This is a genomic window from Xanthomonas sp. LF06-19 (assembly GCF_034105425.1).
GTDB lineage: Bacteria > Pseudomonadota > Gammaproteobacteria > Xanthomonadales > Xanthomonadaceae > Xanthomonas_A > Xanthomonas_A sontii.
The window spans coordinates 53228-77883 of record NZ_JAXGGH010000007.1; the positions used below are offsets into that span (position 1 = coordinate 53228).

18 protein-coding genes are annotated in these 24656 nt (G+C 71.1%); 9 read left to right on the forward strand and 9 right to left on the reverse strand.

Annotated features, from left to right (window positions below; all coding sequences use genetic code 11):
• The first annotated feature begins 6 nt into the window (after positions 1 to 6).
• From bioF to bioC, 5 genes are all read left to right on the forward strand, one after another.
• Complete coding sequence (gene bioF / locus SLW55_RS14445; RefSeq protein WP_320745336.1) at positions 7 to 1212, forward strand: 8-amino-7-oxononanoate synthase; 1206 nt, start codon at positions 7 to 9, stop codon at positions 1210 to 1212.
• Positions 1209 to 1562: a hypothetical protein gene (locus tag SLW55_RS14450; protein WP_017916790.1), complete on the forward strand. Its 354-nt coding sequence runs from the start codon at positions 1209 to 1211 to the stop codon at positions 1560 to 1562. The genes bioF and SLW55_RS14450 overlap by 4 nt, the downstream gene beginning before the upstream one ends.
• 49 nt (positions 1563 to 1611) lie before the next feature.
• Positions 1612 to 2373: a pimeloyl-ACP methyl ester esterase BioH gene (bioH, locus tag SLW55_RS14455; RefSeq protein WP_295859455.1), complete on the forward strand. Its 762-nt coding sequence runs from the start codon at positions 1612 to 1614 to the stop codon at positions 2371 to 2373.
• A 531-nt stretch (positions 2374 to 2904) separates the two neighbouring features.
• Entirely contained in the window at positions 2905 to 3687 is a 783-nt protein-coding gene (locus SLW55_RS14460; protein WP_295859458.1) for an SDR family oxidoreductase, read from the forward strand.
• Positions 3688 to 3811: 124 nt separating this feature from the next.
• Positions 3812 to 4702, forward strand: a complete 891-nt coding sequence (bioC, locus tag SLW55_RS14465; RefSeq protein ID WP_267097732.1) for a malonyl-ACP O-methyltransferase BioC — start codon at positions 3812 to 3814, stop codon at positions 4700 to 4702.
• On the opposite strand, the gene SLW55_RS14470 is transcribed toward bioC, so the two are convergent.
• Both SLW55_RS14470 and SLW55_RS14475 read right to left on the reverse strand, forming a co-directional pair.
• Positions 4670 to 6184, reverse strand: a complete 1515-nt coding sequence (locus SLW55_RS14470; RefSeq protein ID WP_295928944.1) for a glycosyltransferase family 39 protein — start codon at positions 6182 to 6184, stop codon at positions 4670 to 4672. The two genes, bioC and SLW55_RS14470, sit on opposite strands and share 33 nt — an antisense overlap.
• Before the next feature lie 116 nt (positions 6185 to 6300).
• Positions 6301 to 6729, reverse strand: coding sequence for a ketosteroid isomerase-related protein (locus tag SLW55_RS14475; RefSeq protein WP_267086883.1), 429 nt, complete (start codon positions 6727 to 6729; stop codon positions 6301 to 6303).
• Between the two features lie 350 nt (positions 6730 to 7079).
• Here SLW55_RS14475 and SLW55_RS14480 point away from each other — a divergent pair, with 350 nt between their 5' ends.
• A complete protein-coding gene (locus SLW55_RS14480) occupies positions 7080 to 7970 on the forward strand; it encodes an N-acetylmuramoyl-L-alanine amidase (RefSeq protein ID WP_043094302.1) in 891 nt (296 codons plus the stop codon).
• Between the two features lie 452 nt (positions 7971 to 8422).
• Here the strand turns inward: SLW55_RS14480 and SLW55_RS14485 are convergent, their stop codons facing one another.
• Entirely contained in the window at positions 8423 to 9037 is a 615-nt protein-coding gene (locus tag SLW55_RS14485) for a YdcF family protein (RefSeq protein WP_017916239.1), read from the reverse strand.
• Positions 9022 to 9981 (reverse strand): pyridoxal-phosphate dependent enzyme, encoded by a 960-nt coding sequence (locus SLW55_RS14490; protein WP_267097730.1) that lies wholly within the window; start codon positions 9979 to 9981, stop codon positions 9022 to 9024. The genes SLW55_RS14485 and SLW55_RS14490 overlap by 16 nt, the downstream gene beginning before the upstream one ends.
• Before the next feature lie 164 nt (positions 9982 to 10145).
• Here SLW55_RS14490 and SLW55_RS14495 point away from each other — a divergent pair, with 164 nt between their 5' ends.
• Both SLW55_RS14495 and mnmG read left to right on the forward strand, forming a co-directional pair.
• Positions 10146 to 10667 carry a hypothetical protein gene (locus tag SLW55_RS14495; RefSeq protein WP_043094298.1) on the forward strand — a complete coding sequence of 174 codons (522 nt, stop codon included), beginning with the start codon at positions 10146 to 10148 and terminating at the stop codon, positions 10665 to 10667.
• A gap of 509 nt (positions 10668 to 11176) precedes the next feature.
• Positions 11177 to 13066 (forward strand): tRNA uridine-5-carboxymethylaminomethyl(34) synthesis enzyme MnmG, encoded by a 1890-nt coding sequence (mnmG, locus tag SLW55_RS14500; RefSeq protein WP_267085562.1) that lies wholly within the window; start codon positions 11177 to 11179, stop codon positions 13064 to 13066.
• A 347-nt stretch (positions 13067 to 13413) separates the two neighbouring features.
• Here mnmG and SLW55_RS14505 read toward each other — a convergent pair whose 3' ends face one another.
• The 5 genes from SLW55_RS14505 to SLW55_RS14525 form a co-directional block, all read right to left on the reverse strand.
• Positions 13414 to 14373 (reverse strand): alpha/beta hydrolase, encoded by a 960-nt coding sequence (locus tag SLW55_RS14505; protein ID WP_152235887.1) that lies wholly within the window; start codon positions 14371 to 14373, stop codon positions 13414 to 13416.
• 269 nt (positions 14374 to 14642) lie between these two features.
• On the reverse strand, positions 14643 to 15500 hold the full coding sequence (locus SLW55_RS14510) for a PA4780 family RIO1-like protein kinase (protein ID WP_043094294.1): 858 nt from the start codon (positions 15498 to 15500) through the stop codon (positions 14643 to 14645).
• Positions 15501 to 16125: 625 nt separating this feature from the next.
• Positions 16126 to 17574: an efflux transporter outer membrane subunit gene (locus SLW55_RS14515; protein ID WP_267085559.1), complete on the reverse strand. Its 1449-nt coding sequence runs from the start codon at positions 17572 to 17574 to the stop codon at positions 16126 to 16128.
• Positions 17571 to 20699, reverse strand: coding sequence for an efflux RND transporter permease subunit (locus tag SLW55_RS14520; protein WP_295922047.1), 3129 nt, complete (start codon positions 20697 to 20699; stop codon positions 17571 to 17573). Before SLW55_RS14520 ends, SLW55_RS14515 begins: the two co-directional genes overlap by 4 nt.
• 10 nt (positions 20700 to 20709) lie before the next feature.
• The gene (locus SLW55_RS14525; protein ID WP_284698700.1) at positions 20710 to 21852 is read right to left on the reverse strand and encodes an efflux RND transporter periplasmic adaptor subunit; all 1143 of its coding nucleotides are present in this window, start codon (positions 21850 to 21852) and stop codon (positions 20710 to 20712) included.
• 348 nt (positions 21853 to 22200) lie between these two features.
• On the opposite strand from SLW55_RS14525, the gene SLW55_RS14530 reads away from it, so the two are divergent.
• Positions 22201 to 24630: a membrane-bound PQQ-dependent dehydrogenase, glucose/quinate/shikimate family gene (locus SLW55_RS14530; protein ID WP_320745337.1), complete on the forward strand. Its 2430-nt coding sequence runs from the start codon at positions 22201 to 22203 to the stop codon at positions 24628 to 24630.
• Positions 24631 to 24656 lie beyond the last annotated feature (26 nt).

A 24656-nucleotide genomic window follows, 5' to 3' on the forward strand; every position in this document is an offset into this window, starting at 1 on the left:
GCGCCCATGGCCCGTCCCGACCTGCACGACCGCATCCAGTCCGCGCGCGCCTTGCGCGAAGCGCAGGGGCGCCTGCGCGTGCGCCGCAGCGTCGGCCGCCGCGACGGCGTGCGCCTGGAAGTCGACGGCCGCTGGCTGACCGGCTTCTGCAACAACGACTACCTGGGCCTGGCGCAGCAGTTCGAAGTGGTCGCCGCCCTGCAGGACGCGGCCGCACGCGAAGGCGCCGGCGCCACCGCCTCGCACCTGGTGTGCGGCCACCACGCGCTGCACGAGGCGCTGGAACGCGAGATCGCCGACTGGCTCGGCTATCCGCAGGCGCTGCTGTTCGGCAGCGGCTTCATCGCCAACCTGGCGGTGCAGCAGGCGCTGCTGAGCGAGGAAGAGGACGTGTGCGTGCAGGACCGGCTCAACCACGCCAGCCTGCTCGACGCCAGCCGCCTGGCCGGCTGCCGCCTGCGTCGCTATCCGCATCTGGATGCCGAAGGCGCGATGCGCCAGCTCAAGCACGCCGCCGACGGTGCGGCGATGCTGGCCACCGATGGCGTGTTCAGCATGGACGGCGACGTCGCCCCGCTGCGCTCGCTGGCGCTGGTGGCGCGCACCCAACAGGCGCTGCTGTACGTGGACGACGCGCACGGCGTCGGCGTGGTCGGCCCGCAGGGGCGCGGCAGCGTCGCCGAGGCCGGGCTGGGTGTCGACGACGTTCCGCTGCAACTGGTGACCCTGGGCAAGGCACTGGGCGGCTACGGCGCCGCAGTGGTCGGCGATACCACGCTGATCCGGCATCTGGCCGAAACCGCGCGGCCGTATCTGTACACCACCGCGCTGCCGCCGGCGCAAGCCGCGGCCTCGCTGGCGGCGGTCAAGCTGGCGCGGCGCGACCAGTGGCGGCGCGAGCGGCTGGTCGAGCTGATCGCCCTGTTCCGCGGCGGCGCCCGCCGTCATGGCCTGGAGCTGATGGCCTCGGACACGCCGATCCAGCCGCTGCTGTGCGGCGAGGAGCGCACCGCACTGGCGTGGTCGGCGGCGCTGGAACAGGCCGGCTACCTGGTCTCGGCGATCCGCCCGCCGACCGTGCCGGAGGGCAAGTCGCGGCTGCGCGTGACCCTGTCGGCGCTGCACACGCCGGCGCAGGTGCAGGCGCTGCTGGATGCCCTGGCGCTGGCCCGCGATCGCGTGGCCGCGCACCCGCCCGGCGTGCCGGCGTGAGCGCGACCGGCCTCGCCGCGCGACGCGCGGTGTGGGACGCGCTGGCCGAGCTGTACCTGGACGATGCGGTCGACGCGCGGCATGCGCAGATCGCCGCGGTACTCGCCGCTTCGCCGTTCGCCACCGACACGCTGTGGCAGATGCTGCGCGAGGACGTGCATCCGCGGCTGGCGCCGAACCTGCTGACCACGGCTGGCGCCTGGCAGGGCATCGACGGCGACTGGCTGAGCGCGGCGATCCAGCAGCGCCGTGGTGCGCATCGCGTGTCCGCCTGGCGCACCCGCGACTATCCGCGCCGACAGTGGCGCCTGCTGCTGCCGCAGGTGCTGGCGCAGCGCGCGGCGCACTGACGCGGCAGCCGACGCTGCCTTTCCTGTTCCTTCGCAACGACGGACGACGATGCATATCGACACCCTGGGGCAGGGCCCCGATCTGGTCCTGCTGCACGGCTGGGCGTTGAACGGCGGCATCTTCGCGCCCTTGGTCGAGCGCCTGTCGGCGCAGTACCGCCTGCACCTGGTGGACCTGCCCGGGCACGGCCACAGCCGCGGCGACGACACGCCGCTGGCATTGCCGCACGTGGTCAGCGCGATCGCCGCGGCCACGCCGCCGGCCGTGTGGCTGGGCTGGTCGCTGGGCGGGCTGTTCGCGCTGCACGCCGCCGCCACGCAACCGCAGGTGCGCGGGCTGGCGATGCTCGCGGCGACGCCGCGCTTCGTACGCGGCAGCGACTGGCCGCACGCGGTGGAGCCGCAGGTGTTCGAACAGTTCGGCCGCGATCTGGCCGAGGACTATCGCGGCACCCTCGAGCGCTTCCTGGCACTGGATACGCTCGGCTCGGCGCACGCGCGCGCCGAACTGCGCACCCTGCGCGAGGCGCTCGACGCCCGCGGCACGCCCGACCCGCACGTGCTGCAGGACGGCCTGACCCTGCTGGAACGCACCGACCTGCGCCGCGCCCTGCCCGGCCTGCGCGTGCCCAGCCTGTGGATCGGCGGCCAGCGCGACCGCCTGGTCCCACCCGCAGGCATGGAGGCCGCCGCGGCGCTGGCGCCGAACGCGCGTGCGCTAATCATCGCCGGCGGCGGCCACGCCCCGTTCCTCGGCCATGCCGCTACGGTCGCCGAGGCGCTGCGTGGATTTATGGCGACGCTGGACTAGCGGCGTCGCGCCGCGCGTTCCACGGTGCTGTCGTAGCAGCGGCTTCAGCCGCGACACGCCCGTTGCGTCGGGTCGTGGCTGAAGCCGCTCTACAAGCGCTTGCGTCAAGCCCGCCGGGCGCACTGTGGGAGGGACTTCAGTCCCGACGCATTGCGCCATCGGAAAACGCACACCGTCTCGCGCGTCGCACGCTGCATGACAGTTGACTCCCACAAGGCATCACGCGACCCGCACCGATGTCAGAAAGACGCAAGCGGCTCCGCCGTGGGACTCAACTGTCGTGCCGCCGCGACAAGCGAAGCCGAAAGCCGACCGACACCCTCCGTCGTCGCGACTGAAGTCCCTCCCACAAGGATGCCGGCCACCCGTGTGGGAGCGACTTCAGTCGCGACGCATGGCAGCAAAACGCTACGCAGCGAAGCCGCTCCTGCACCTGCCGTGCGTGCCAGTGTCCTCAACGTCGCGGAGCGAGGCTGGCCGCCACTGCGCCGATGTCCGATCATCGCGGTTCCTTCGAACGAGAGTGCAAGCATGGACCTTGGAATCGCCGGCAAATGGGCGCTGGTCTGCGCCGCGAGCAAGGGGCTGGGACTGGGCTGCGCGCAGGCGCTGGCCCGCGAAGGCGTGCATGTGGTGATCGTGGCGCGCGGCCAGGCCGCGCTGGAGGCGGCCGCGGCGCAGCTGCGCGCGCTCGATGGCGGTGGCGAGGTGGTCGCGGTGGCGGCGGACATCGCCACCGAGGCCGGCCGCGCCGCCGTATTGGCCGCCTGCCCGCAGGTCGACATCCTGATCAACAACGCAGGCGGACCGCCGCCCGGCGATTTCCGCGACTGGGAACGCGAGGACTGGCTGCGCGCGCTCGACGCCAACATGCTGGCGCCGATCGCGTTGATCCGCGCCACCGTCGATGCGATGCAGGCGCGCGGCTTCGGCCGCATCGTCAACATCACCTCGGCCGCGGTGAAGGCACCGATCGACAGCCTGGGGCTGTCCAACGGCGCGCGCGCCGGCCTCACTGGCTTCGTCGCCGGGCTGGCGCGGCGCACGGTGGCGCACAACGTGACCATCAACAACCTGCTGCCGGGGCAGTTCGACACCGACCGCTTGCGTGGCAACATCGCCCACGCCGCGCAGCATGAGGGCATCAATCCCGCCGACCTGGCCGAACGCAAGCGCCGGCAGATTCCGGCCGGGCGCTTCGGCACCGCGGAAGAATTCGGTGCGGCCTGCGCCTTCCTGTGCAGCGCGCAGGCCGGCTACCTGAGCGGTCAGAACCTGCTGCTGGATGGCGGCAGCTATCCGGGGACGTTCTGAGAAGCCGGGAGTGGGGATTGGGGAGTCGGAATTCGTAAGCCGAGATTGGCGACGCGTGCGCAGAACGCGGTGATGCAGGTGGCGCTGCTGGCCGCGGCACGACGCGGGCGGCGATAATGCGCGGATGGATCCTTCCGCGTTCGACTCCCAGCACATCCGCCGCGCCTTCGCGCGTGCGGCCGCCAGTTACGATGCCGCCGCGGCGCTGCAGCGCGAGGTGCAGGGGCGCTTGCTGGAATCGCTGGACTACCTCGGCGACCGCGTCCCGCAGGTGGTGCTGGACGTGGGCAGCGGTCCGGCGCATGCCGCCGCGGCGATGAAGAAGCGCTGGCCGCGCGCGCAGGTGATCGCGCTCGACCAGGCGCTGCCGATGCTGCAGCAGGCCAAGCGCCAGGCCGGCTGGTGGAAGCCGTTCGGCCGCGTCTGCGCCGATGCGCGCGCGCTGCCGCTGGCCGAGCACAGCGTCGATGTGATCTTCAGCAATCTGTGCCTGCAGTGGGTCGAGGACCTGCCGGCGGTGTTCGCCGGATTCCGCCGCGTGCTGCGCCCCGGCGGCCTGCTGCTGTGTTCCAGCTTCGGCCCGGATACCCTGGTCGAACTGCGCGAGGCCTTCGCCCAGGCCGACCGCACCACGCCGCATGTGAGCCGCTTCGCGCCGATCGCGCAGTTCGGCGATGCGCTGATGCTGTCGGGCTTCCGCGATCCGGTGCTGGACCGCGACGTGTTCAACCTGACCTATCCGGACCTTGCCGCGCTGATGCGCGAACTGCGCGCGATCGGCGCCACCAACGCGCTGCAGGCGCGCCGCCACACCCTCACCGGCCGCGGCCGCTTCGCCGCTGCCGCGGCGGCCTACGAGCCGCTGCGCGGCGCCGACGGCACCCTGCCCAGCACCTGGGAAGTGATCTACGCGCACGCCTGGGCGCCGCCGCCGGGCGCGCCGATCCGCGAGGGCGGCGGCGAGATCGCCGCGGTGCCGCTGTCAGCGATCCCGATCCGCCGCCGCGGCGACTGAGCCGGGCAGCACCCGGAACAGCACCCGACCCTGGTAGGGCGTGCCCAACACCTGCGCCTGCGCCCCCTGCGCGGCGATGCGCGCGGCGACCTGCGGCCAGGCCTCCTGCTTGCACACCCACACCCGCCCGGCGCGCGGTTGCCGCAACACCGTGAGCAGATCGGCGTCGTATTCGGGACCGAAACGCGGCGCGTCGCGCACTGGGTTCAGGCGGATCTTGCGTACCTGCGCGCCCAGCTCCAGGCGCAGGCCGTAACGCGCCATGTCCTCGACGAACACCACTTCGCGCACCGGCGCATCGGCGCGCTGCGCGATCGCCTGCGCCCAGGCGCCGGCATCCTTGTGCGTGGGCAGCAGCGCCACGGCCAGTTCGAGCGCCAGCAGCAATCCGCACCAGCCCAGCAGCCACGGCCAGCGCCACGGCGCCCGGCCCTCCTGCGCGCGCTGCCACGCCGCCAGCAACGCCAGCGGCACGAACAGCGGCAGCACGTACAGCGGCAGCCGTGAGCGCGATAGGCACAACACCAGCAGCGGCAGCAGCAGCCACAGGGTCAGCAGCAGCGGCGCGGCCTGCTGCAGGCGCAACGCCGGATCGCGCCACCACTGCCGCAGCTGCCGCGGCAATTGCCAGGCCCAGCGCGCCAGCGCCGGCGTCCACGGCAGCGTGCCCAGGACCAGGATCGGCGCATACGCCACCGCCCAGCCGTACCACTGCGCGTTGCGCCCGAACGCATCGCTGGCCACGCGCTTGACCACCTCGTCGCCGACGAAGTACTGCAGCAATCCGGGATGGCCGTGGATCACCGCCAGGTACCAGGGCAGCGCCAGCACCACGAACAGGGCGATGCCGGAGAGCTGCAGCGCGCGCCGCGGCGGCCCCGGCGTCACCGCGTTGAACAGCAGCAGCGCCGGCAGCGGCAGCAGGCCAGGCGGACCCTTGGTCATGAACGCCAGGGCGAAGCCGGCCCACATCGCCGCGATCCAGCGCTTGCCCTGTCCGGGCGGATGCGCCCGCGCTTCGACGAAGGCCCACACCGCCAGGGTCTCGCAGGCGGCGAGCAGGAAGTCGGTGGAAATCCATTGCGCCGCGCCGAACGGGGCCAGCATGGTCGCGTACAGCAGCGCCGCCTGCGCCGGCAGCTCAGGGCGTTCGGGAAACAGCCGCGCGGCCAGGCGCCACACCAGCAGCACGCACAGCAGGTAGGACAGCGCCGACGGCAACCGCGCCGCCCAGGGCGACGGCCCGAACACGGCGACGCTGGCGGCGATCGCCCAGTAGGTCAACGGCGGCTTGGTCCAGTGCGCCACGTCCTCGCTGCGGCGGGGCGTGAGCCAGTCGCCGCTGTGCAGCATGTTCAGCGCGACATTGGAGTAGCGGCCCTCGTCGGCATCCCAGATGCCGCGGGCGCCCAGCAGGGCCAGCGCGAGGGTGCAGGCCAGCAGCGCCACCGCGACGGCCGGGGAACGAAGCAGCGCGCGCATCGGCAGTCCTCTCGGTCGACGCGGCGACCTTAGTCACCGCGCCTGTGGCCGCAGATGACGGCCGGCGGACAGTTGTGCGACAGCGCGAACGCGCCGGCCTCAGGCCGGCGCGTGGCTCAGGCGGAGACCTGCGCGATCCAGTCTTCCAGGTTGTAGTAGTTGCTCACCCGGGCGATCCTGCCGTCGCGGATGTCGAAGAACGCCCCGCCCGGCAGCACGTAGCGCTGGCCGCGCGCCTCCGGCAGGCCGGTGTCGGTGTGGTGGTATTCGCCATGCACCACGTACTCGGCGGCGGCACGGCCGCCGTCCTGCGCGGCCAGCACCACGATATCGTGCAACTGCTCGCGGTAGCTGGCGTTCATGCGCTGCAGGAAGGCGGCGAAGACCTCCTTGCCGGTCTCGCGCGCGCCCTGGTTGAGATCGTGGGCGACATCGTCGGTGAGCATGCCCAGCATGCCGTCCCAGTCGCCGCGGTTGAACGCGGCGTAATAGGCCTGCACCAGGGCGATGGCCTGGTCCTGCGCAGGAACTCCGTGGTTGCTCATGGCTGCCTCCCTCGGGCCGTGGAAAGGCCCATCATACGGCGCGGCACAGCCCTGCGGCGGGCAGCCACCGGCGGCGGCGATGGAGGCACTGGACCTTCTGCAGCCGCAAGCGCCAACGGGGTCGGACACAGCGCGCCAGGCCCGCGATCTTTCGCGACTCGGGACGGCACTGCCACGGGGGGGGCACCAAGGCTGCGCGCGCGCTGCGTGGGCGCGCTCCATCAGCCGCGCAGTGCGCGCCTGTTTTGGGCGCCGCCCCATGGGAGCGCCTCCGATGCGACGGCAAACTCGCTTGCACATCCCTCGCAGTCGACACACCCGGCGCTGCGCAACCAATCGGAGGAGTGTGCATGTCTCGCACTGTGGTCCTGTCGCTGTCGCTGTCGCTGCTGCTCGCTGGCTGCTCGTCTGTCCGCTCACCGCCCCAGACTCCAGCCACTGCGGCACCATCGCCCCCGACACTCCTGGACCGCGGCAGTTACGACGTATCGGTGCAAACGCCCTCCCTGGCGCAAAACGAACGCGTCCGTTTCATCGTCCTGCATTACACCGCGCTCAATGACGCCCGTTCACTGAAGGTGCTGTCAGGCCCGGATGTCAGCGCCCATTACCTGGTGCCGGCGCGCCCGGCGCTGGTGGATGGAAAGCCGGTCGTCCTGCAACTGGTGGCCGAACAGAAACGGGCGTGGCACGCTGGCGTGAGCGCCTGGAATGGCCGCAGCAATCTGAACGATACGTCCATCGGTGTGGAGATCGTCAATCTCGGCTTTGCACAGGGCAAGGCCGGCAATCGGCAGTGGTACGCCTTCGCGCCGGAGCAAGTCGCCGCGCTGGTGCCGCTGCTCAACGACCTCATCACCCGCTATGGCATCGCACCGCAGAACGTGCTCGGCCACAGCGACGTGGCGCCCCTGCGCAAGTACGATCCAGGTCCGCTGTTCCCCTGGGAAATGCTCGCCCGGCACGGCATCGGCGCATGGCCGGACCAGGCGAACGTGCGCCGCTACCTGGCCGGGCGCGATCCCAATGCGCCCGGCGATGTACTCGCGCTGCAGCGGGCGCTCAAGCGTTATGGGTACAACGAGGTGAGTGTCGACGGGCGTTGGAGCGGAAAACTGCAACGCATCGTCGCCGCGTTCCAGATGCACTTCAGGCCACGCAAGACCAGCGGCATCATCGACGCTGAAACCGAGAGCATCGCCAACGCCCTGGTCGTCCAGTACGTCGACCCGGCATGGTGAGCGAGCTGGCTCGCATCCGCGGGTCGGCGCGCGCAACGCCAAGACATGCAGGAACCGCGCGCGTGCGACGACCGCGATCCAACGAAGCGCCTGCACGCCGATGACCGTCAGGTCGTGACGAAAGCGCTGTTGTAGCGTCGTCGCCTGCAGCGGCCTCGACCCGGCATCGCCGCTGGTTCGACGGATTCACCCTCGATCTCCGCCGGGATCCCTGCTCGTCCGCCGAGACGCACAGCGGCCCTGCTCCGCGATGTGCGCCCTTGCACGGCCGTGATCGCGCCCGGCCAGATGCAGGCCATGGCGCGGCTGCATGACGTGCGCGGCCCGCATGGGCCGCGCGCCGGCCTCGCCATCACCTCGTGTACGCGACCGTTGCGGTGGCGATTGATCCGGGTGCGCTCGGCAGCGGCCGGCGCCAGGGAATGCGCCGTTGCGTACCGCACCCCGCAGGTTCAGGCGCCGGGGACCACCAGGTCGCGATGGAAGAAGTACAGCTCCTGCAGCAGGAAGCGCCAGCGGGTCTGGAAGCTGCGGAAACGGCTGCTCGGGGTCGACGACGCCAGGGCGTCGATCTGCAGTTCCTGGCACAGCCGCAGCGCCCGTGCCATGTGCAGCGGATCGCTGACCACGATCACCCGGTGCAGGCCGTGTTCGCGCATCAGCCGCCGCGCCTCGATCAGGTTCTGCCGGGTGGTGCGCGACACCGTCTCGATCAGGATCGCGTCGGCCGGCACGTCGTGGCGCAGCGCGTAGCGCCGGGCCACCTGCGACTCGGCGAAGCGCGCGCCGTTGCCGAAGCCGCCGGTGAAGATCAGGGTCGGCGCGTAGCCGCGCTGGTACAGGTCCAGGCCGTGGCGGATGCGCTCCTCGAACACCGGCGACGGCTTGGCGTCGTAGGCCGCGGCGCCGAGCACGATGATCGCGTCGGCCGGCGCCGCCTGGTCGCGGTCGCCGACCCAGACGATGTAGATCGCCACGCCCAGCAGCCACAGCCCCAGCAGCGCCGCCAGGCGCACCAGCCAGCGCAGCCAGCGGAAGCCGCCCCGCGCGCTCATGCCGCGCCCCATGGCAAGGCGTCCAGGTCGACGTTGCCGCCGGACAGGATCACCCCGACCCGGCGCCCGGCGAAACGCGCCGGCTGTGCCAGCACCGCCGCCAGGGCGATCGCCGAGGACGGCTCCACCACCTGCTTGAGCACCTGCCACAGCAGCCGCATCGCCGCCACGGTCGCCGCGTCCTCCACCACCAGCACCTCGGCGTGGCCGTGCAGCAGGGCGAAGTTGGGTTCGCCGAGGGTGCCGCGCAGGCCGTCGCAGAGCGTGTCCGGGACCATGTCCAGGCGGCGCTCGCCGGCCGCCAGCGAGCGCGCGGTGTCGGCGGCGCCGGCCGGCTCGGCCAGCAGCAACTGCGCCTGCGGCGCCCGCGCCGACAGCGCCAGGCGGCTGCCCGCGGCCAGGCCGCCGCCACCGACCGGCACCACCAGCAGGTCCAGCCCGCCGCTGGCGTCCAACAGTTCCAGCGCCGCGGTGCCCTGCCCGGCGATCACCGCCGGATCGGCATAGGGATGCACCAGGGTCGCGCCGGTATCGCGCTGCACCTGGGCGCACAGCGCCTCGCGCGCGGCGATGCTCGGCGCGCAACGCCACAGCGTGGCGCCGTGGCGGGCGATGTTGGCGAGCTTGACGGCGACCGCCCCCTCCGGCACCACCACATGGCAGCCGATGCCGCGGGTGCGCGCGGCCAGGGCCAGCGCCGCGCCATGGTTGCCGGAGGAATGGGTGACCACCCCGCAGGCCGCCTGCGCCGGGTCCAGCGCCCACACCGCGTTGCAGGCACCGCGGAACTTGAACGCGCCACCGCGCTGCAGGTGTTCGGCCTTGAAGTACAGCTGCGCGCCGGTGGCGGCATCCAGCGCCCGCGAACGCAGCACCGGGGTTGGCCGCGCGTGCGCGGCAATGCGTGCGGCGGCCGCCAGGACGTCGCCGAACTCGGGCAGAAAACGTGAGACCATGCGCGAAAGGGTAGCGTATCGTCGCCAACGTGCAGCGCCCGCGACCCGCGCCGGTTCGCCGTCGTTGCGCGCAACTTAAGCGTTCAAGTGCAGCCGATGAAGTTAAGGGGGGATTCAATGCCACGGACCGAACCTGTCAGCCAGCCTGCTGGAGGGCAAACGCCATGAAACTGCGCCTGATCTGCGCCGCTGGACTGCTGGCCGCACTGGGCGGCTGCGCCACCTACGATTACGCCGGAGGCGGCGAGGGTGGCTACTACCGTGGCGCCCCGTCGGTCGAATACCGCTACCCGGCCGGCTACTCCGAGTACTACTCGCCCTACGGCGCGGTGCCCTACTACGGTTACGGCCCGTCCTATTACGGCTACTACGGGTACGGCGTGCCCTATTACTACTACCGTGGCTACGATGGCCCGCGCCACCGCCCGCCACCGCGTCCGCGGCCGGACGACGGCGGCTCGCGGCCGCCGTCGCCGCCGCCCAGCGTGGGTGGTCGGGTACCGACGCCGTGGCGCGACATGGACCGCCTGCGGCGTCCGGACGCGCTCAATTCGGCACCGCGGCCGCAATCGATGCAGCCGGCCCGGCCGGCGATGCAGCGGCCCGAGGGCATGCAGCGCCCGCCGGCGCCGCGCCCCGGCAATATGGGTCGCAGCAATGGGACACGTCGCACACTAGAACCCTAAGAAAGGGCTTGCGTTCGCCTGTCCCAGCACGCACTCTACGTCCTACGGGGTGACCGCCTGCGTCGCTTTATGACCCGAAGGGGTCGACCCCACCGTCTATGTCGATGTCCGACAGGGAAATCTGGATCCCCCCTGTTCCGGCCCTGTCGGGCGTCGGCGCCTCACAACGAAAAGCCCCGGTCCGCCGGGGCTTTTCGCGTTGGGGCCTTGCCATTGCTGGGGTGGCGCCGGCGACCGGCGAAAAACGGGCATAAAAAAGGGCCGGTAGTCCCCCGACTACCGGCCCCCAGCTCCCCCAACGTGCGCGTGACTGGCCCCTGTTCCAATTCCAGTCATACGCCCCTGACGCATTGCCACGTTGGGTGCAGTGGGAATATCTGCAGATTGCGTGCCAACTTGAGGCCCGGATCTGCAATTTGTGATGCAACCGCTAAAATTCCTGTTCACACCCTGGGCGACGTCCCGTGTCGCCCCCTGCCGCCGGCCCCGCGCCGGCCGACGAGACCCCGATGAGCGATTCCTTCTACCGCCATGACGTGATCGTGATCGGCGGCGGCCATGCCGGCACCGAGGCGGCGCTGGCGTCCGCGCGTGCCGGCGCGCGCACCCTGCTGCTGACCCACAACGTGGAGACGGTGGGGGCGATGAGCTGCAACCCGGCGATCGGTGGCATCGGCAAGGGCCACCTGGTCAAGGAGATCGACGCGCTGGGCGGGGCGATGGCCCACGCCGCGGATCTGGCCGGCATCCAGTGGCGGACCCTCAATGCCTCCAAGGGCCCGGCGGTGCGCGCGACCCGCTGCCAGGCCGACCGCAGCCTGTACCGCAGCGCGATCCGGCGCCTGGTCGAGGCGCAGCCGAACCTGACCGTGTTCCAGGCCGCGGTGGACGACCTGGTGATGGACGGCGAGCGCGTGCGCGGCGTGCTGACCCAGACCGGGCTGCGCTTCGAGGCCGCGGCGGTGGTGCTGACCGCCGGCACCTTCCTGGCCGGCAAGATCCACATCGGCCAGACCCAGTACGCCGGCGGCCGCGCCGGCGATCCGCCGGCCACCGCGCTGGCGCAGGCGCTGCGCGACGGCCGCTTCGGCGTGGACCGGCTCAAGACCGGCACCCCGCCGCGCATCGACGGGCGCAGTCTGGACTATGCGGCGATGGAGGAACAGCCCGGCGACGATCCGCTGCCGGTGATGTCGTTCCTGGGCGAGGTGGCGCAGCATCCGCGCCAGGTCTCGTGCTGGATCACCCACACCACCGAGCGCACCCACGCCATCATCCGCGGCGCGCTGGACCGCTCGCCGCTGTACACCGGCCAGATCGAGGGCATCGGCCCGCGCTACTGCCCCTCGATCGAGGACAAGGTGGTGCGCTTCGCCGAGAAGGCCAGCCACCAGATCTTCGTCGAGCCGGAAGGCCTGGACGTGGTCGAGATCTACCCCAACGGCATCTCCACCTCGCTGCCGTTCGACGTGCAGCTGGAGCTGGTCCGCTCGATCCGCGGCTTCGAGCGCGCGCACATCACCCGCCCCGGCTACGCCATCGAGTACGACTTCTTCGACCCGCGCGGACTCAAGGCCTCGCTGGAGACCAAGGCCATGCCCGGGCTGTTCTTCGCCGGCCAGATCAACGGCACCACCGGCTACGAGGAAGCCGCCGCGCAGGGCCTGATCGCCGGCCTCAACGCCGCGCGCCAGGTGCGCGGGCTGGAGCCGTGGTCGCCGCGTCGCGACCAGGCCTACATCGGCGTGCTGATCGACGACCTGATCACCCATGGCACCAGCGAGCCGTACCGCATGTTCACCAGCCGCGCCGAGTACCGGCTGCAGCTGCGCGAGGACAACGCCGACGCGCGCCTGACCGGCATCGGCCACGAGCTGGGCATCGTCGACGAGACGCGCTGGGCGCGGTTCCAGGCCAAGCAGGAGGCGGTGGCGCGCGAGAACGAGCGCCTGCGTGCGCTGTGGGCGACGCCGGGCAACGCGCTGGGCCGCGAGGTCGCGGCGACGCTGGGCGTGGCGGTGAGCCGCGAGACCACCGTGCTGGACCTGATCAAGCGCCCGGAGCTGGACTACGCCGCACTGATGCGGGTGCCGTCGCTGGGCCCGGGCGTAGCCGACGCGCAGGTGGCCGAACAGGTGGAGATCGGCATCAAGTACGCCGGCTACCTGGACCGCCAGCGCGACGAGATCGCCCGCCAGCAGCGCCACGAGGACACCCCGATCCCGGCCGCGTTCGACTACGCGCAGGTGCGCGGCCTGTCGGCCGAAGTGCAGCAGAAGCTCGAGCGCGTGCGCCCGCAGACCGTGGGCCAGGCGCAGCGCATCCCCGGCATGACCCCGGCGGCGATCTCGCTGCTGCTGGTGCACCTGGAGCGGGCGCGGCGCAGCCGGGTGGCGTGATCGGTCGCGAACGCGCATCGCGCGCAGCACCCCCACGCAGGAGCGGCTTCAGCCGCGACCTGGGCGTGTCGGCAATGCCCCGTCGCGGCTGAAGCCGCTCCTTTGTTTTTCCCTTCTCCCCTCCGGAGAAGGTGCCCCGAAGGGGCGGATGAGGGTACGGATGGTGCACTAAGGTCCGGAGGCGGCGCTGCGCTCCCGGACCCTCACCCCAACCCCTCTCCCGGGGGGAGAGGGGCTTTGACTACGGAAGCCGACGCATCCGCGCGACTGGCACATGGTTCCAGACGAAGCAGCGCGTGCCAGCGCCGGTGGCGATTGCCGGGAGGGGGTACCCACTGCGGTTGCACTCACTCCTGCGTGGCCACCGGCAGCAGCCGCTGGCGCAGCAGCAGCGCGGCCAGGTCCAGGGTTTCGCCGGCCACGCGCATCACCCTGCCCATGTTGATGAAGCCGTGGATCATGCCGGGGTGGACGCGCACCAGGGTTTCCACACCCGCCTCGCGCAGGCGCTGCGCGTAGTGCAGGCCTTCGTCGTGCAGCGCGTCGCGGTCGGCGAGCACCACCAGCGCCGGGGCGACGCCGGCCACGTCCGGCGCCACCACCGGGGAGATGCGCCAGTCCGATGCCAGCGACGGGTCCGGCAGCAGCTGGCGGTCGAAGTAGCGCATCGCCGCTTCGGTCAGCGGCGGGATGCCGGCGTTGTGCACGCGCGAGGGAAAGGGATTGTCCGGGCGTACGTCGGTCAGCGGATAGATCAAGATCTGGCAGCGCAGGGCGATGCCGGCATCGCGCGCGGCCAGTGCGGCGCTCGCCGCCAGGGCGCCGCCCATGCTGTCGCCGGCCACGGCCAGGCGCTGCGGATCGGCACCGACCTCGGCCGGGTGTGCGGCCAGCCAGTGCACCACCGCGATCACGTCCTCGATGCCAGCCGGCGCAGGATGTTCGGGCGCCAGCCGGTAGTCCACCGCCAGCACCTGGCAGCCGGCGCGTGCGGCCAGTTGTCGGCACACGTCGTCGTGCGAGTCGAGGTCGCCGACCACGCCACCGCCGCCGTGCGCGTAGAGGCAGGTCGGCGCCGGGCTAGCGTCGAGGCCGTGCGGGCGGTACAGGCGCAGCGGAATCGGCGCGGCCGGACCCGGCGCCTGCAGGTCGCGGACCTCGGCCATCTCCACGTGTGGGAAACCGAATTGCGCGGCGACGCCGCGCATCATCGCCCGCGCCTGGGGCAAGGGCAGTTCCTCCATCGGCGGCTGCCCGGACTGCTGGGCCTGGGCGAAGAAACGCACGACGTCTGGATCGAAATACATGGGTGGCCCTCCCGGGGCGGCTGCGCAAGCGGCGTCGGGCGGATTGTTATTCTCGATAACCATTTCCGCAAATAAGCGAACCGGAACGCCGATGCGCGGTAGCCGACGGGTCAGCGGCAGGCGGCCGATCGTCATGGCGCGGATGCGCGTGCAATGCAGGCGCGGCAAGGCATTGCGCAGCTTGGAGCACGCGCTGGCGACGGGCGCGCACGCGGTGCCGCCACATTGCGGCGCAGCATGGACTTGCGCGCCGCGTGCCGGAACGCGGCTCAGTCGTCCTGCGCGGCGGCTTCGCGGCCCTGCTGGCGGATGATGGCTTCCTGCCGCGCGTCCTCGATCGAGGCGCGCACCGCGCGCACGTCGGCGCGACGGGTGTCGAAGGTGAAGCGGCCGGTGAGCACGCTGTCCGGGCGCAACGTGCCCTTCTCGTACAGCGCCCACATCTCCTCGCCGTAGTGGGTGGCGTTGAGCTCGGGCGCGAAGCGGCCCAGGCAGTCGCGCAGGTTGTGCACGTCGCGCAGCAGCATGCTGCGGGCGGCGTTGTTGCCGGCGGCGCTGACCACCTGCGGGAAGTCGATCACCACCGGGCCGTCGGCGGCGACCAGCACGTTGTATTCGGACAGGTCGCCATGGACCAGGCCCAGGCACAGCATCTTCACCACGTCGCCGACCAGCTGCGTGTGGAAGGCGCGCGCCTGCTCCGGTTCCAGTTCCACCTCGCCCAGGCGTGGCGCGCTCTGCCCGTCGGCATCGGTGACCAGGTCCATCAGCAGCACGCCGTGGAAGTAGCCGCGCGGCTGCGGCACGTGCACGCCGGCGTCCACCAGCTGGTACAGGGTGTTGGCCTCGGTGTCCTTCCACGCGGCTTCCTGCTCGCGGCGGCCGAACTTGCTGGCCTTGCCGATCGCCCGCGCCTGGCGGCTGCCGCGCACCTTGCGCCCTTCCTGGTACTGCACGCGGGCCTGGAAGCTGCGCTGCGCCATGTCCTTGTAGACCTTGGCGCAGAGCACGTCGTCGCCGGCCTGGACTACGTAGACCGCAGCCTCCTTGCCGCTCTTGAGCGGGCGCAGCACGCCGTCGATGACGCCATCGTCGATCAGCGGCTGCAGGCTCGGGGGGATCTTCATCGGGTGCGGCGTACCTGGAGTGAGTCGCCGCGATTATGGCCCAAGGCTGGCGTGGTGCCCGGCGTGCCGGTGCGGCATCGACGGTGTCGCCAACGCGCCAAAGATACGTACGGAGCGGCTTGCGGCCTGTGCGACGAACGATTGGGCGGCGCGGCGGCGCCCGGCATTTGTCTACGACGGCCGCCGAGGTGTACCGCCGCGTTCAGCTATCGAGACGGTGGCACAGGGCTGTCGTGTTGCGTGCGGCGCGGGCACGCGCGAGGCGTTGCCTGGTTGGATGGCTGGATAGGCGTTCGACTGCCGTCGCGTCGGGACTGAAGTCCCTCCCACAGGAAGCGCCTCCCGCACTGGGAAACAGGGCGTCGCATGCTTGCGCACGGTCAGGTTCCGTCATGAAGACGGCAGTACGGCGGCTGCCGTTTTGGTTGCCACGGGGATGTCGCATAGGGCCTCGCCTTGGTCGACGGTTGGACGGCGTCCAACTGTCCTGCGTCGGGACTGAAGTCCCTCCCACAGAAGAGCGTCGTGCGTGGCGACGCTTCTGCACGCTCGTGCCAGCCTCAGGCTGGCCTCAAACTCGCCTCAGGCCAGCCCAGGCCCGGCCTCGCGCTGCCTCGGTTCCGGCTCAGGGCGAGGCAGCGACCTGGGCCTGGGCCTGGGCGTCGGCGCCGCCGCCGAGCACCTGGTACAGGGTGACGCGGTTGCTGGCGTCCTGCAGGCGCAGTGCGATCAGCGCCTGCTGCGCGGCGAACAGCGAGCGCTGCGCATCCAGCACCGGCAAGTGGCCGTCCAGGCCAGCGCGGTAGCGCGCGTCGGCCAGGGTGTAGCTGCGCTGGCTGGCGTCGACCAGGGCCTGCTGCGCGGTCAGCTGCGCCTGCAGATGGTCGCGCGTGGCCAGGGCGTCGGCCACTTCGGCGAAGGCCGACTGGATCGCCTTCTCGTACTGCGCCACGGCGATGTCCTTGCCGAGCTTGGAGGCGTCCAGCGAGGCCTTCAGCGCACCGGCGTGGAAGATCGGCGCGGTGATGCTGGGCACGAACGACCAGGTGCGGCTGCCGGCGGAGAACAGCGTGGACAGCGCATCGCTGCTGCGCCCGGTCGAGGCGGTCAGGCTCAGCGACGGGAAGAACGCCGCGCGTGCGGCGCCGATGTCGGCGTTGGCCGCCTGCAAGGTGTGCTCGGCGGCGAGCACGTCCGGGCGCTGCAGCAATACCGCCGAGGACAGGTGCGCCGGCAGCGGCGCCAGCGCCACGCTGCCCTGCATCGCCTGCGCGGTCGGCAGCAGCGCCGCCTCCACCGGCGCGCCGACCAGCAGTTGCAGCGCATCGCGCGCCTGCGCCAGCTGGGTGGCGGCGCTGGCGACGGCGACGCGCGCCGACTCCACGCTGGTCTGCTGCTGCGCCAGGTCCAGCCCGGACGCGCTGCCGATGCTGTGGCGGCGCTCGGTCAGTTGCAGAGTCTGCGCCTGGCTGTCCAGGGTCTGCTGCGCCAGCGCCAGTTGCGCCTGGTCCGCGCCCACGGTCAGCCACGCCGCGGCGACCTGGGCGACCAGGGTCAGGCGCACGTTGCGCTGGTTTTCCGCACTGGACAGCCAGTTCTGCAGGGCTTCCTGCTTGAGACTGCGCAGTTGCCCGAACAGATCCAGCTGCCAGCTGCTGAGCCCGACCTGCAGGGTGTCGCTGGTGCTGACCTGGGAGACGCCGTCGTCGTTGCTGGCGGCGCTGCTGCGGCCGCGGCTCATGCTGGCGTTGGCGTCGAACGAGGGCAACTGCGCGGCGCGCTGGAGGCGGTACTGCGCGCGCGCCTTGTCGATGGACAGCACCGCCACGCGCAGGTCGCGGTTGTTCTGCAAGGCCAGCGCGATGGTCTGGCGCAGCCGCGGATCCAGGAACACCTGCTGCCAGTCCGGCATCGCCAGCGTGTCGGTGGCGGCGCCGGCGGCGGGCGCCACGTCGACCGCGGCCAGGTCGGCCGGCACGGGTGCCGCCGGGCGTACGTAGGTGGGCGCCAGTGTGCAGCCGGACAGGGCCAACAGCGTGGCCACCGCCACGCTCATGCGGGTCAACGCGCTCATGCCTGCGTCTCCGGGTGGGCGACCGCCGGTCCGGGGAACATCCGGCGCACGATCACGTAGAACAGCGGCACGAAGAACAGGCCCAGGGTGATCGAGGCCAGGGTGCCGCCGGTGACGCCGGTGCCCAGCGAGTGGCGCGCGGCCGAGCCGGCGCCCTTGCTGAACACCAGCGGCAGCACGCCGAGCAGGAACGCCAGCGAGGTCATCAGGATCGGCCGCAGGCGCATCTGCACCGCGTGCAGGGTGGCGGCGAGCAGGCTTTCGCCGCGGTGTTCGAGGTCGCGCGCGAACTCGACGATGAGGATGCCGTTCTTCGCCGCCAGTCCCACCGTGGTCAGCAGGCCGACCTGGAAGTACACGTCGTTCTCCAGGCCGCGCAGGGTCATCAGCAGCACCGCGCCGAACACGCCCACCGGCACCGCCAGCATCACCGCGAACGGAATCGACCAGCTCTCGTACAGCGCCACCAGGCACAGGAACACGAACAGCAGCGAGATCGCGTACAGCGCCGGCGCCTGGTTGGCCGACAGCTTTTCCTGGTAGGCCATGTCCGACCACGCGTAGCCGAAGCCGTGCGGCAACTGCTTGCTGAGTTCGGCCATCGCGTCCATCGCCGCGCCGGAGCTGACCCCGGGCACCGCCTGGCCGGTCAGCTCCATCGCCGACACGCCGTTGTAGCGTTCCAGCGCGGCCGGTGCGCTGGTCCAGTGCGAGCGGGTGAACGCCGACATCGGCACCATGTCGCCGCCGCCGTTGCGCACCGTCCAGCGGTCCAGGTCCTGCGGCGCCATGCGTGCGTCGGCGTCGCCCTGCACGTAGACCTTCTTGATGCGGCCCTTGTAGATGAAGTTGTTGACGAAGTCGCCGCCGAGCGCGCTGTTGAGCGTGGCGTTGATGTCGCCCGGGTCCACGCCCAGCGCCTGCGCCTTGGCATCGTCGATCTTGACCGCGTACACCGGCGCGTCCTCCAGGCTGGCGTAGCGCACGTTCATCAGCTTGGGATCGTGCTGGGCCAGCCGCAGCAGCTTGTCGCGCGCGGCGACCAGGGCGGCATGGCCGGCGCCTTCGTAGTCCATCAGTTCGAAGGTGAAGCCGGAGGCGTCGCCGAGGCCGGTGATCGCCGGCGGCGAGGTCACGAACAGTTCCGCGTCGGGCACGTCGGCCAGCGCCTTGTTCAGATGGTCGGCGATGGTCGCGGCATCGTCGTCGCGATCGTCCCAGTCCTTCAGCCGCACGAAGGCCATGCCGACGTTCTGGCCGGCGCCGGTGACGCTGAAGCCGGCCGAGGACAGCACCGAGCGCACGCCCGGATCCTTCAGCGCGGCCTTGGTCAGCCGGTCGGTCACCGCCAGGGTCTGCTCCAGGGTGGAGCCGGCCGGCAGCTTGACCAGCACGTTGAGCATGCCCTCGTCCTCGTCGGGCAGGAACGCACCGGGCAGGCGCCACAGCAGCAGGCCGGTGACCGCGATCAGCAGCGCATAGGCGAGCAGGCCCAGCGCGCGCTTGCCCAGCACCCGCTCGACCAGCGTGCGGTAGCGCTCGGACAGGTGCCGGAAGCGGGTGTTGAACCAGATGAAGAACCAGCCCAGGCGGCCATGCGAGCCGATCGGCGCCTCGCCCTGGTGCAGCGGCTTGAGGATGGTCACGCACAGCGCCGGAGTCAGGGTCATCGCCACCAGCACCGACAGGATCATCGAGGCGGCGATGGTGATCGAGAACTGCCGATAGATCACGCCGGTGACGCCGTTGAAGAACGCCATCGGCACGAACACCGCGGTCAGCACCAGCACGATGCCGACCAGGGCGCCGCCGATCTGCTGCATCGAGCGCAGCGTGGCCTCCTTCGGCGGCAGGCCTTCCTGGCCCATCACCCGCTCCACGTTCTCCACCACCACGATGGCGTCGTCGACCAGCAGGCCGATCGCCAGCACCATCGCGAACATGGTCAGGGTGTTGATCGAGTAGCCGAATGCGGCGAGCACGCCGAAGGTACCCATCAGCACCACCGGCACGGCGATGGTCGGGATCAGCGTGGCGCGCCAGTTCTGCAGGAACAGGTACATCACCGCCACGACCAGCAGCACCGCTTCGATCAGGGTGATGACCACTTCCTTGATCGAGGTGGTGACGAACGGCGTGGTGCTGAAGGCGATGTGGTAGTTGAAGCCGTGCGGCCAGTACTGCTTGAGTTCCTGCAGGCGCTGGTCGATGGCCTTGGAAGTCTCCACCGCGTTGGCGTCGGAGTTGAGCTCGATGCCCAGCGAGGCCGAGGGCTTGCCGTTGAAGCGGGTGATGCTGTCGTAGGTCTCCGGGCCCAGGCCGATCCTGGCCACGTCCGACAGGTGCACGGCGGCGCCGCTGGCATCGCTCTTGAGCACGATCGCGCCGAACTGCGCCGGGGTCTGCAGGCGGCTGCGGGTGGTCACGGTGGCGTCCAGGCGCTGCCCGCGCAGCGCCGGCTGGCCGCCGATCTCGCCGGCGGACACGTCGGTGTTCTGCGACTGCAGCGCGTTCTCCACGTCCGAGGGCATCAGCGCGTACTTGCGCAGCTTCTCCGGGTCCAGCCAGATGCGCATGGCGTATTCCGAGCCCATCGGCTGGATGTTGCCGACGCCGCTGACGCGGCTGATCTGGTCGTCGATGTTCGATTCCATGTAGTTGGCGACATCGAAGTTGTCCATGCTGCCGTCGTCGGAGGTGAACGCCACCACCTCGAACAGCGAGCCGCTGGACTTGGTGATGACCAGGCCGTTCTGCTGCACCGCCTGCGGCAACACCGACATCACCGACTGCAACTGGTTCTGCACCTGCACCTGCGCGGTGTCGGCGTTGGTGCCGGTCTCGAACACCAGGTTGACCTGCGCGGTGCCGTCGGAGGCGCTGGTGGAGGTCATGTACAGCAGGTGGTCCAGGCTCTGCTGCGACTGCTCGATCAGCTGGGTGACGGTGTTCTCCACCGTCTGCGCCGAGGCGCCGGTGTAGGTGGCGCGCACGGTGATGGTGGGCGGCGCCATGTGCGGATAGCGTTCGACCGGCAGCCCATGGATGGCCAGTATGCCGATCAGCACGATGACGATGGCCATGACCCAGGCCACCACCGGGTGGTTGACGAAGAAGCGCGACATGCGGGAGTCCTCAGTCGGCCTGGGCGTCGTCGCCCGGCAGTGCCGGCGCGGCATCGAGCTGGGCGGCGGTGAGCGGATACGGCTGCGCCGGCTTGCCGAGTTCGGCGCGGCTGCCGTTGACCACGATCAGGCGCTCGCCCGGCTTGAGCCCGGACTCCACCAGCCAGTCGTGGCCGATGGCCTCGCCGGTGCGGATGTGCCGCTCCACCACCTTGTCGTGCGCATCCAGCAGCTTCACCACCGGCTCGCCCTTGCTGTCGCGGGTCACCGCCTGCTGCGGCACTAGCACCGCGCCCTGGTCGGTGGCCATCGGCAGCACCGCGCGCAGGTACATGCCCGGCAGCAGCAGGTGTTCGGGATTGGGCACCACCGCACGCAGGGTGACGTTGCCGGTACCGGCATTGACCTGGGTGCCGACGAACTCCAGCGTGCCGGCATGCGGGTAGGTACTGCCGTCCTCCAGCCGCACCTGCACCTGCGCCTTGCCGTCGATGGCATGGATCTGCCCGGCGTCGAGCTGGCGGCGCAGCGCCAGCATCTGCGTGCTGGACTGGGTGACGTCCAGGTAGATCGGGTCCAGCCGCTGGATGGTGGTCAGCGCCGCGTCCTGCGCAGCGGTGAGCAGCGCGCCGACGGTGTAGGCGGAGGTGCCGATGGTGCCGGAGATCGGCGCGGTGATGCGGGTGTAGTCGAGGTTGATGCGCGCCGCCTGCAACGCCGCCTTGGCCGCGACCACCGCCGCCTCGTCCTGGCGCAGCGCGGACACCGCGTCGTCGGCGTCCTGCTTGCTGGCCGCGTCCATGTCAGTGAGGCTGCGGGTGCGCTCGGCCTTGGGCCGCGCACTGGCCAGCGCCGCCTCGGCCTGCACCAGGTTGCCGCGGGCGATGTCGTAGGCGGCCTGGTACGGCGCCGGATCGATCACGTACAGCGCCTGCCCGGCCTTGACCTCCTGGCCCTCCTGGAACAGGCGCTGACGCAGCAGCCCGCCGACCTGCGGGCGCACGTCGGCGGTCTCGTAGGCCACGGTGCGGCCGGCCAGGGTGCGCTCCACCGGCAGCGTGCGCGCGCCCAGGGTCAGCACCCCCACCCGCGGCGGCGGCGCGGCCGCCGGCTTGTCGCCGGAGCAGCCTCCGGCCACGGCAACGGCCAGCAATACGGCACAGCGAACGGGACGACGAGGCGCCAGGAAACGGTCGGACATGGGGAGTGCGGCTGGGAAGAAACGCGCAACGCTACTCCACGGATGTGTCGCATCGCACCATGTCTGTAACAGTGCGTTGTACGGGCTTCACCAAGGTCGGAGAAACGTCGGAAACCGGCACACCGCGTCGCACCGGCGGACGGCGCCATTCGTTCTATTACCGAACACAAATGCGATAATCGCCCATCTTGCCGACGTCGTTTCCCGCCGCGGCATGCCATCGTGCGCACGCCCGCCCGCGCTGCCGTCGTGACCGGCAGCGGGCGCCACGCGCCTACCCTGCTGCAGAGGATCGAAAACGTGCAAACCCAATCGGATGTGTCGGCCGGCGGCCGGATATTGCTGTGGAGCGTCGGCCTGCTGCTGGCGCTGATCGGACTGGCGCTGCTGGTCGGCGGCATCCGCCTGGCCACCCTCGGCGGCAGCCTCTATTTCCTGGCGATGGGCGCGGCCTGCGTGGCCTCGGCGCTGCTGGTGCTGCGGCGGCGCCCGGCCGGCGCCTGGCTGTACGCGCTGGCGTTCGTGCTGAGCGTGGCCTGGGCGTACTGGGATGCGGGCCTGGCGTTCTGGCCGCTGGTGTCGCGGCTGATGATGCCGGCGGTACTGGCGCTGCTGGTCGCCTTGGTCTACCCGACCCTGCGCCGCGCCCGCGGCCTGCCCGGCGGACGCGGCGCCTATGCGCTGGCGGCGGTGCTGGCGCTGGCCTGCGCCGGCGGCCTGGCCGGGATGTTCGTGCCGCATCCGCCGGTGGTCGCCAGCGGCCCCGGCCCGGCACCGGTGCCGGTGACCCCGGCGCAGGCGCAGCGCGACTGGAGCCACTACGGCAACACCGCTGGCGGCAGCCGCTTCGCCGCGCTGGACCAGATCGGCCGCGGCAATGTCGGCCAGCTGCAGGTGGCCTGGACCTACCGCACCGGCGACATCGCCCTCAGCGACGGCAACGGCGCCGAAGACCAGACTACCCCACTGCAGATCGGCGAGACGCTGTACGTGTGCACCCCGCACAACAACGTCATCGCGCTGGACGCCAGCAGCGGCCGGCAGCTGTGGAAGCACGAGATCAACGCGCAGTCCTCGGTCTGGCAGCGCTGCCGCGGCCTGGCCTACTTCGATGCCGATGCGCCGCTGGTCCAGCCCAGCGCCGCCAACGCCTCGCGGGTGGCGGCAGCGGCGCTGCCGGCCGGCGCCAACTGCCGGCGCCGCGTGCTGACCAACACCATCGACGCGCGGCTGATCGCGCTGGACGCGGACACCGGCGCGTTCTGCAGCGGCTTCGGCCAGAACGGCCAGGTCGACCTGAAGGCCGGCCTCGGCGCCGCACCCGATCCGTTCTACCAGTTGACCTCGGCGCCGACCGTGGCCGGGACCACGGTGGTGGTGGGCGGCCGCGTCGCCGACAACGTGCAGGCCGACATGCCCGGCGGCGTGATCCGCGGCTTCGACGTGATCACCGGCGCACAGCGCTGGGCCTTCGACCCGGGCAACCCGCAGGACACGCAGCCGCCGGCGCCGGGCAAGACCTACGTGCGCAGCACGCCGAACGTGTGGGCGCCGATGTCCTACGACGCCGCCTCCAACACGGTGTTCCTGCCGATGGGCAGCCCGTCCACCGACCTGTACGGTGCCGAGCGCAGCGCGCTGGACCACCGCTTCGGCGCCTCGATCACCGCGCTGGACGCCAGCACCGGCCAGGTCAAGTGGGTCTACCAGACCGTGCACAACGATCTGTGGGACTTCGACCTGCCGATGCAGCCGAGCCTGATCGACTTCCCGATGGCCGACGGCCGCAAGGTGCCGGCGCTGATCATCGGCACCAAGGCCGGCCAGCTGTACGTGCTCGACCGCGCCACCGGCAAACCGCTGACCGAGGTCCGCGAGGTGCCGGTGAAGGCCGCCGACATCCCGCACGAACCGTATGCGCTGACCCAGCCGCTATCGGTGGGCATGCCGCAGATCGGCACCAAACACCTGAGCGAAGCGGACATGTGGGGCGCCACCCTGCTGGACCAGATGCTGTGCCGCATCGCCTTCAAGAAGATGCGCTACGAGGGCCTGTACACCGCGCCCGGTACCGATGTGTCGCTGAGCTTCCCCGGCTCGCTGGGCGGCATGAACTGGGGCGGGCTGTCGGTCGACCCGGTGCACGACGTGGTGTTCGCCAACGACATGCGCCTGGGCCTGTGGGTGCAGATGATTCCGCAGAAGGCCGAGAAGGCCGCCGCCTCCAGCGGCGGCGAGGCGGTCAACACCGGCATGGGCGCGGTGCCGCTGAAGGGCACGCCATACGCGGTCAACAAGAACCGCTTCCTGTCGGCACTGGGCATCCCCTGCCAGGTGCCGCCGTTCGGCACGCTCAGCGCGATCGACCTGAAGACACGCAGCATCGCCTGGCAGGTCCCGGTGGGCACCGTGCAGGACACCGGCCCGCTCGGCTTCAAGATGCACCTGCCGATCCCGGTCGGCATGCCGACCCTGGGCGGCACCCTGGCCACGCAGAGCGGCCTGGTGTTCATCGCCGGCACCCAGGACTACTACCTGCGTGCGTTCGACAGCGGCACCGGCAAGGAACTGTGGAAGGCACGGCTGCCGGTGGGCAGCCAGGGCGGGCCGATGACCTACGTGTCGACCAAGACCGGCAAGCAGTACATCGTGATCACCGCCGGCGGCGCGCGGCAATCGCCGGACCGCGGCGACTACGTGATCGCCTACGCCTTGCCGAACGCCAAGTAGGAAAACGGCACGCCATTGCCACCTGC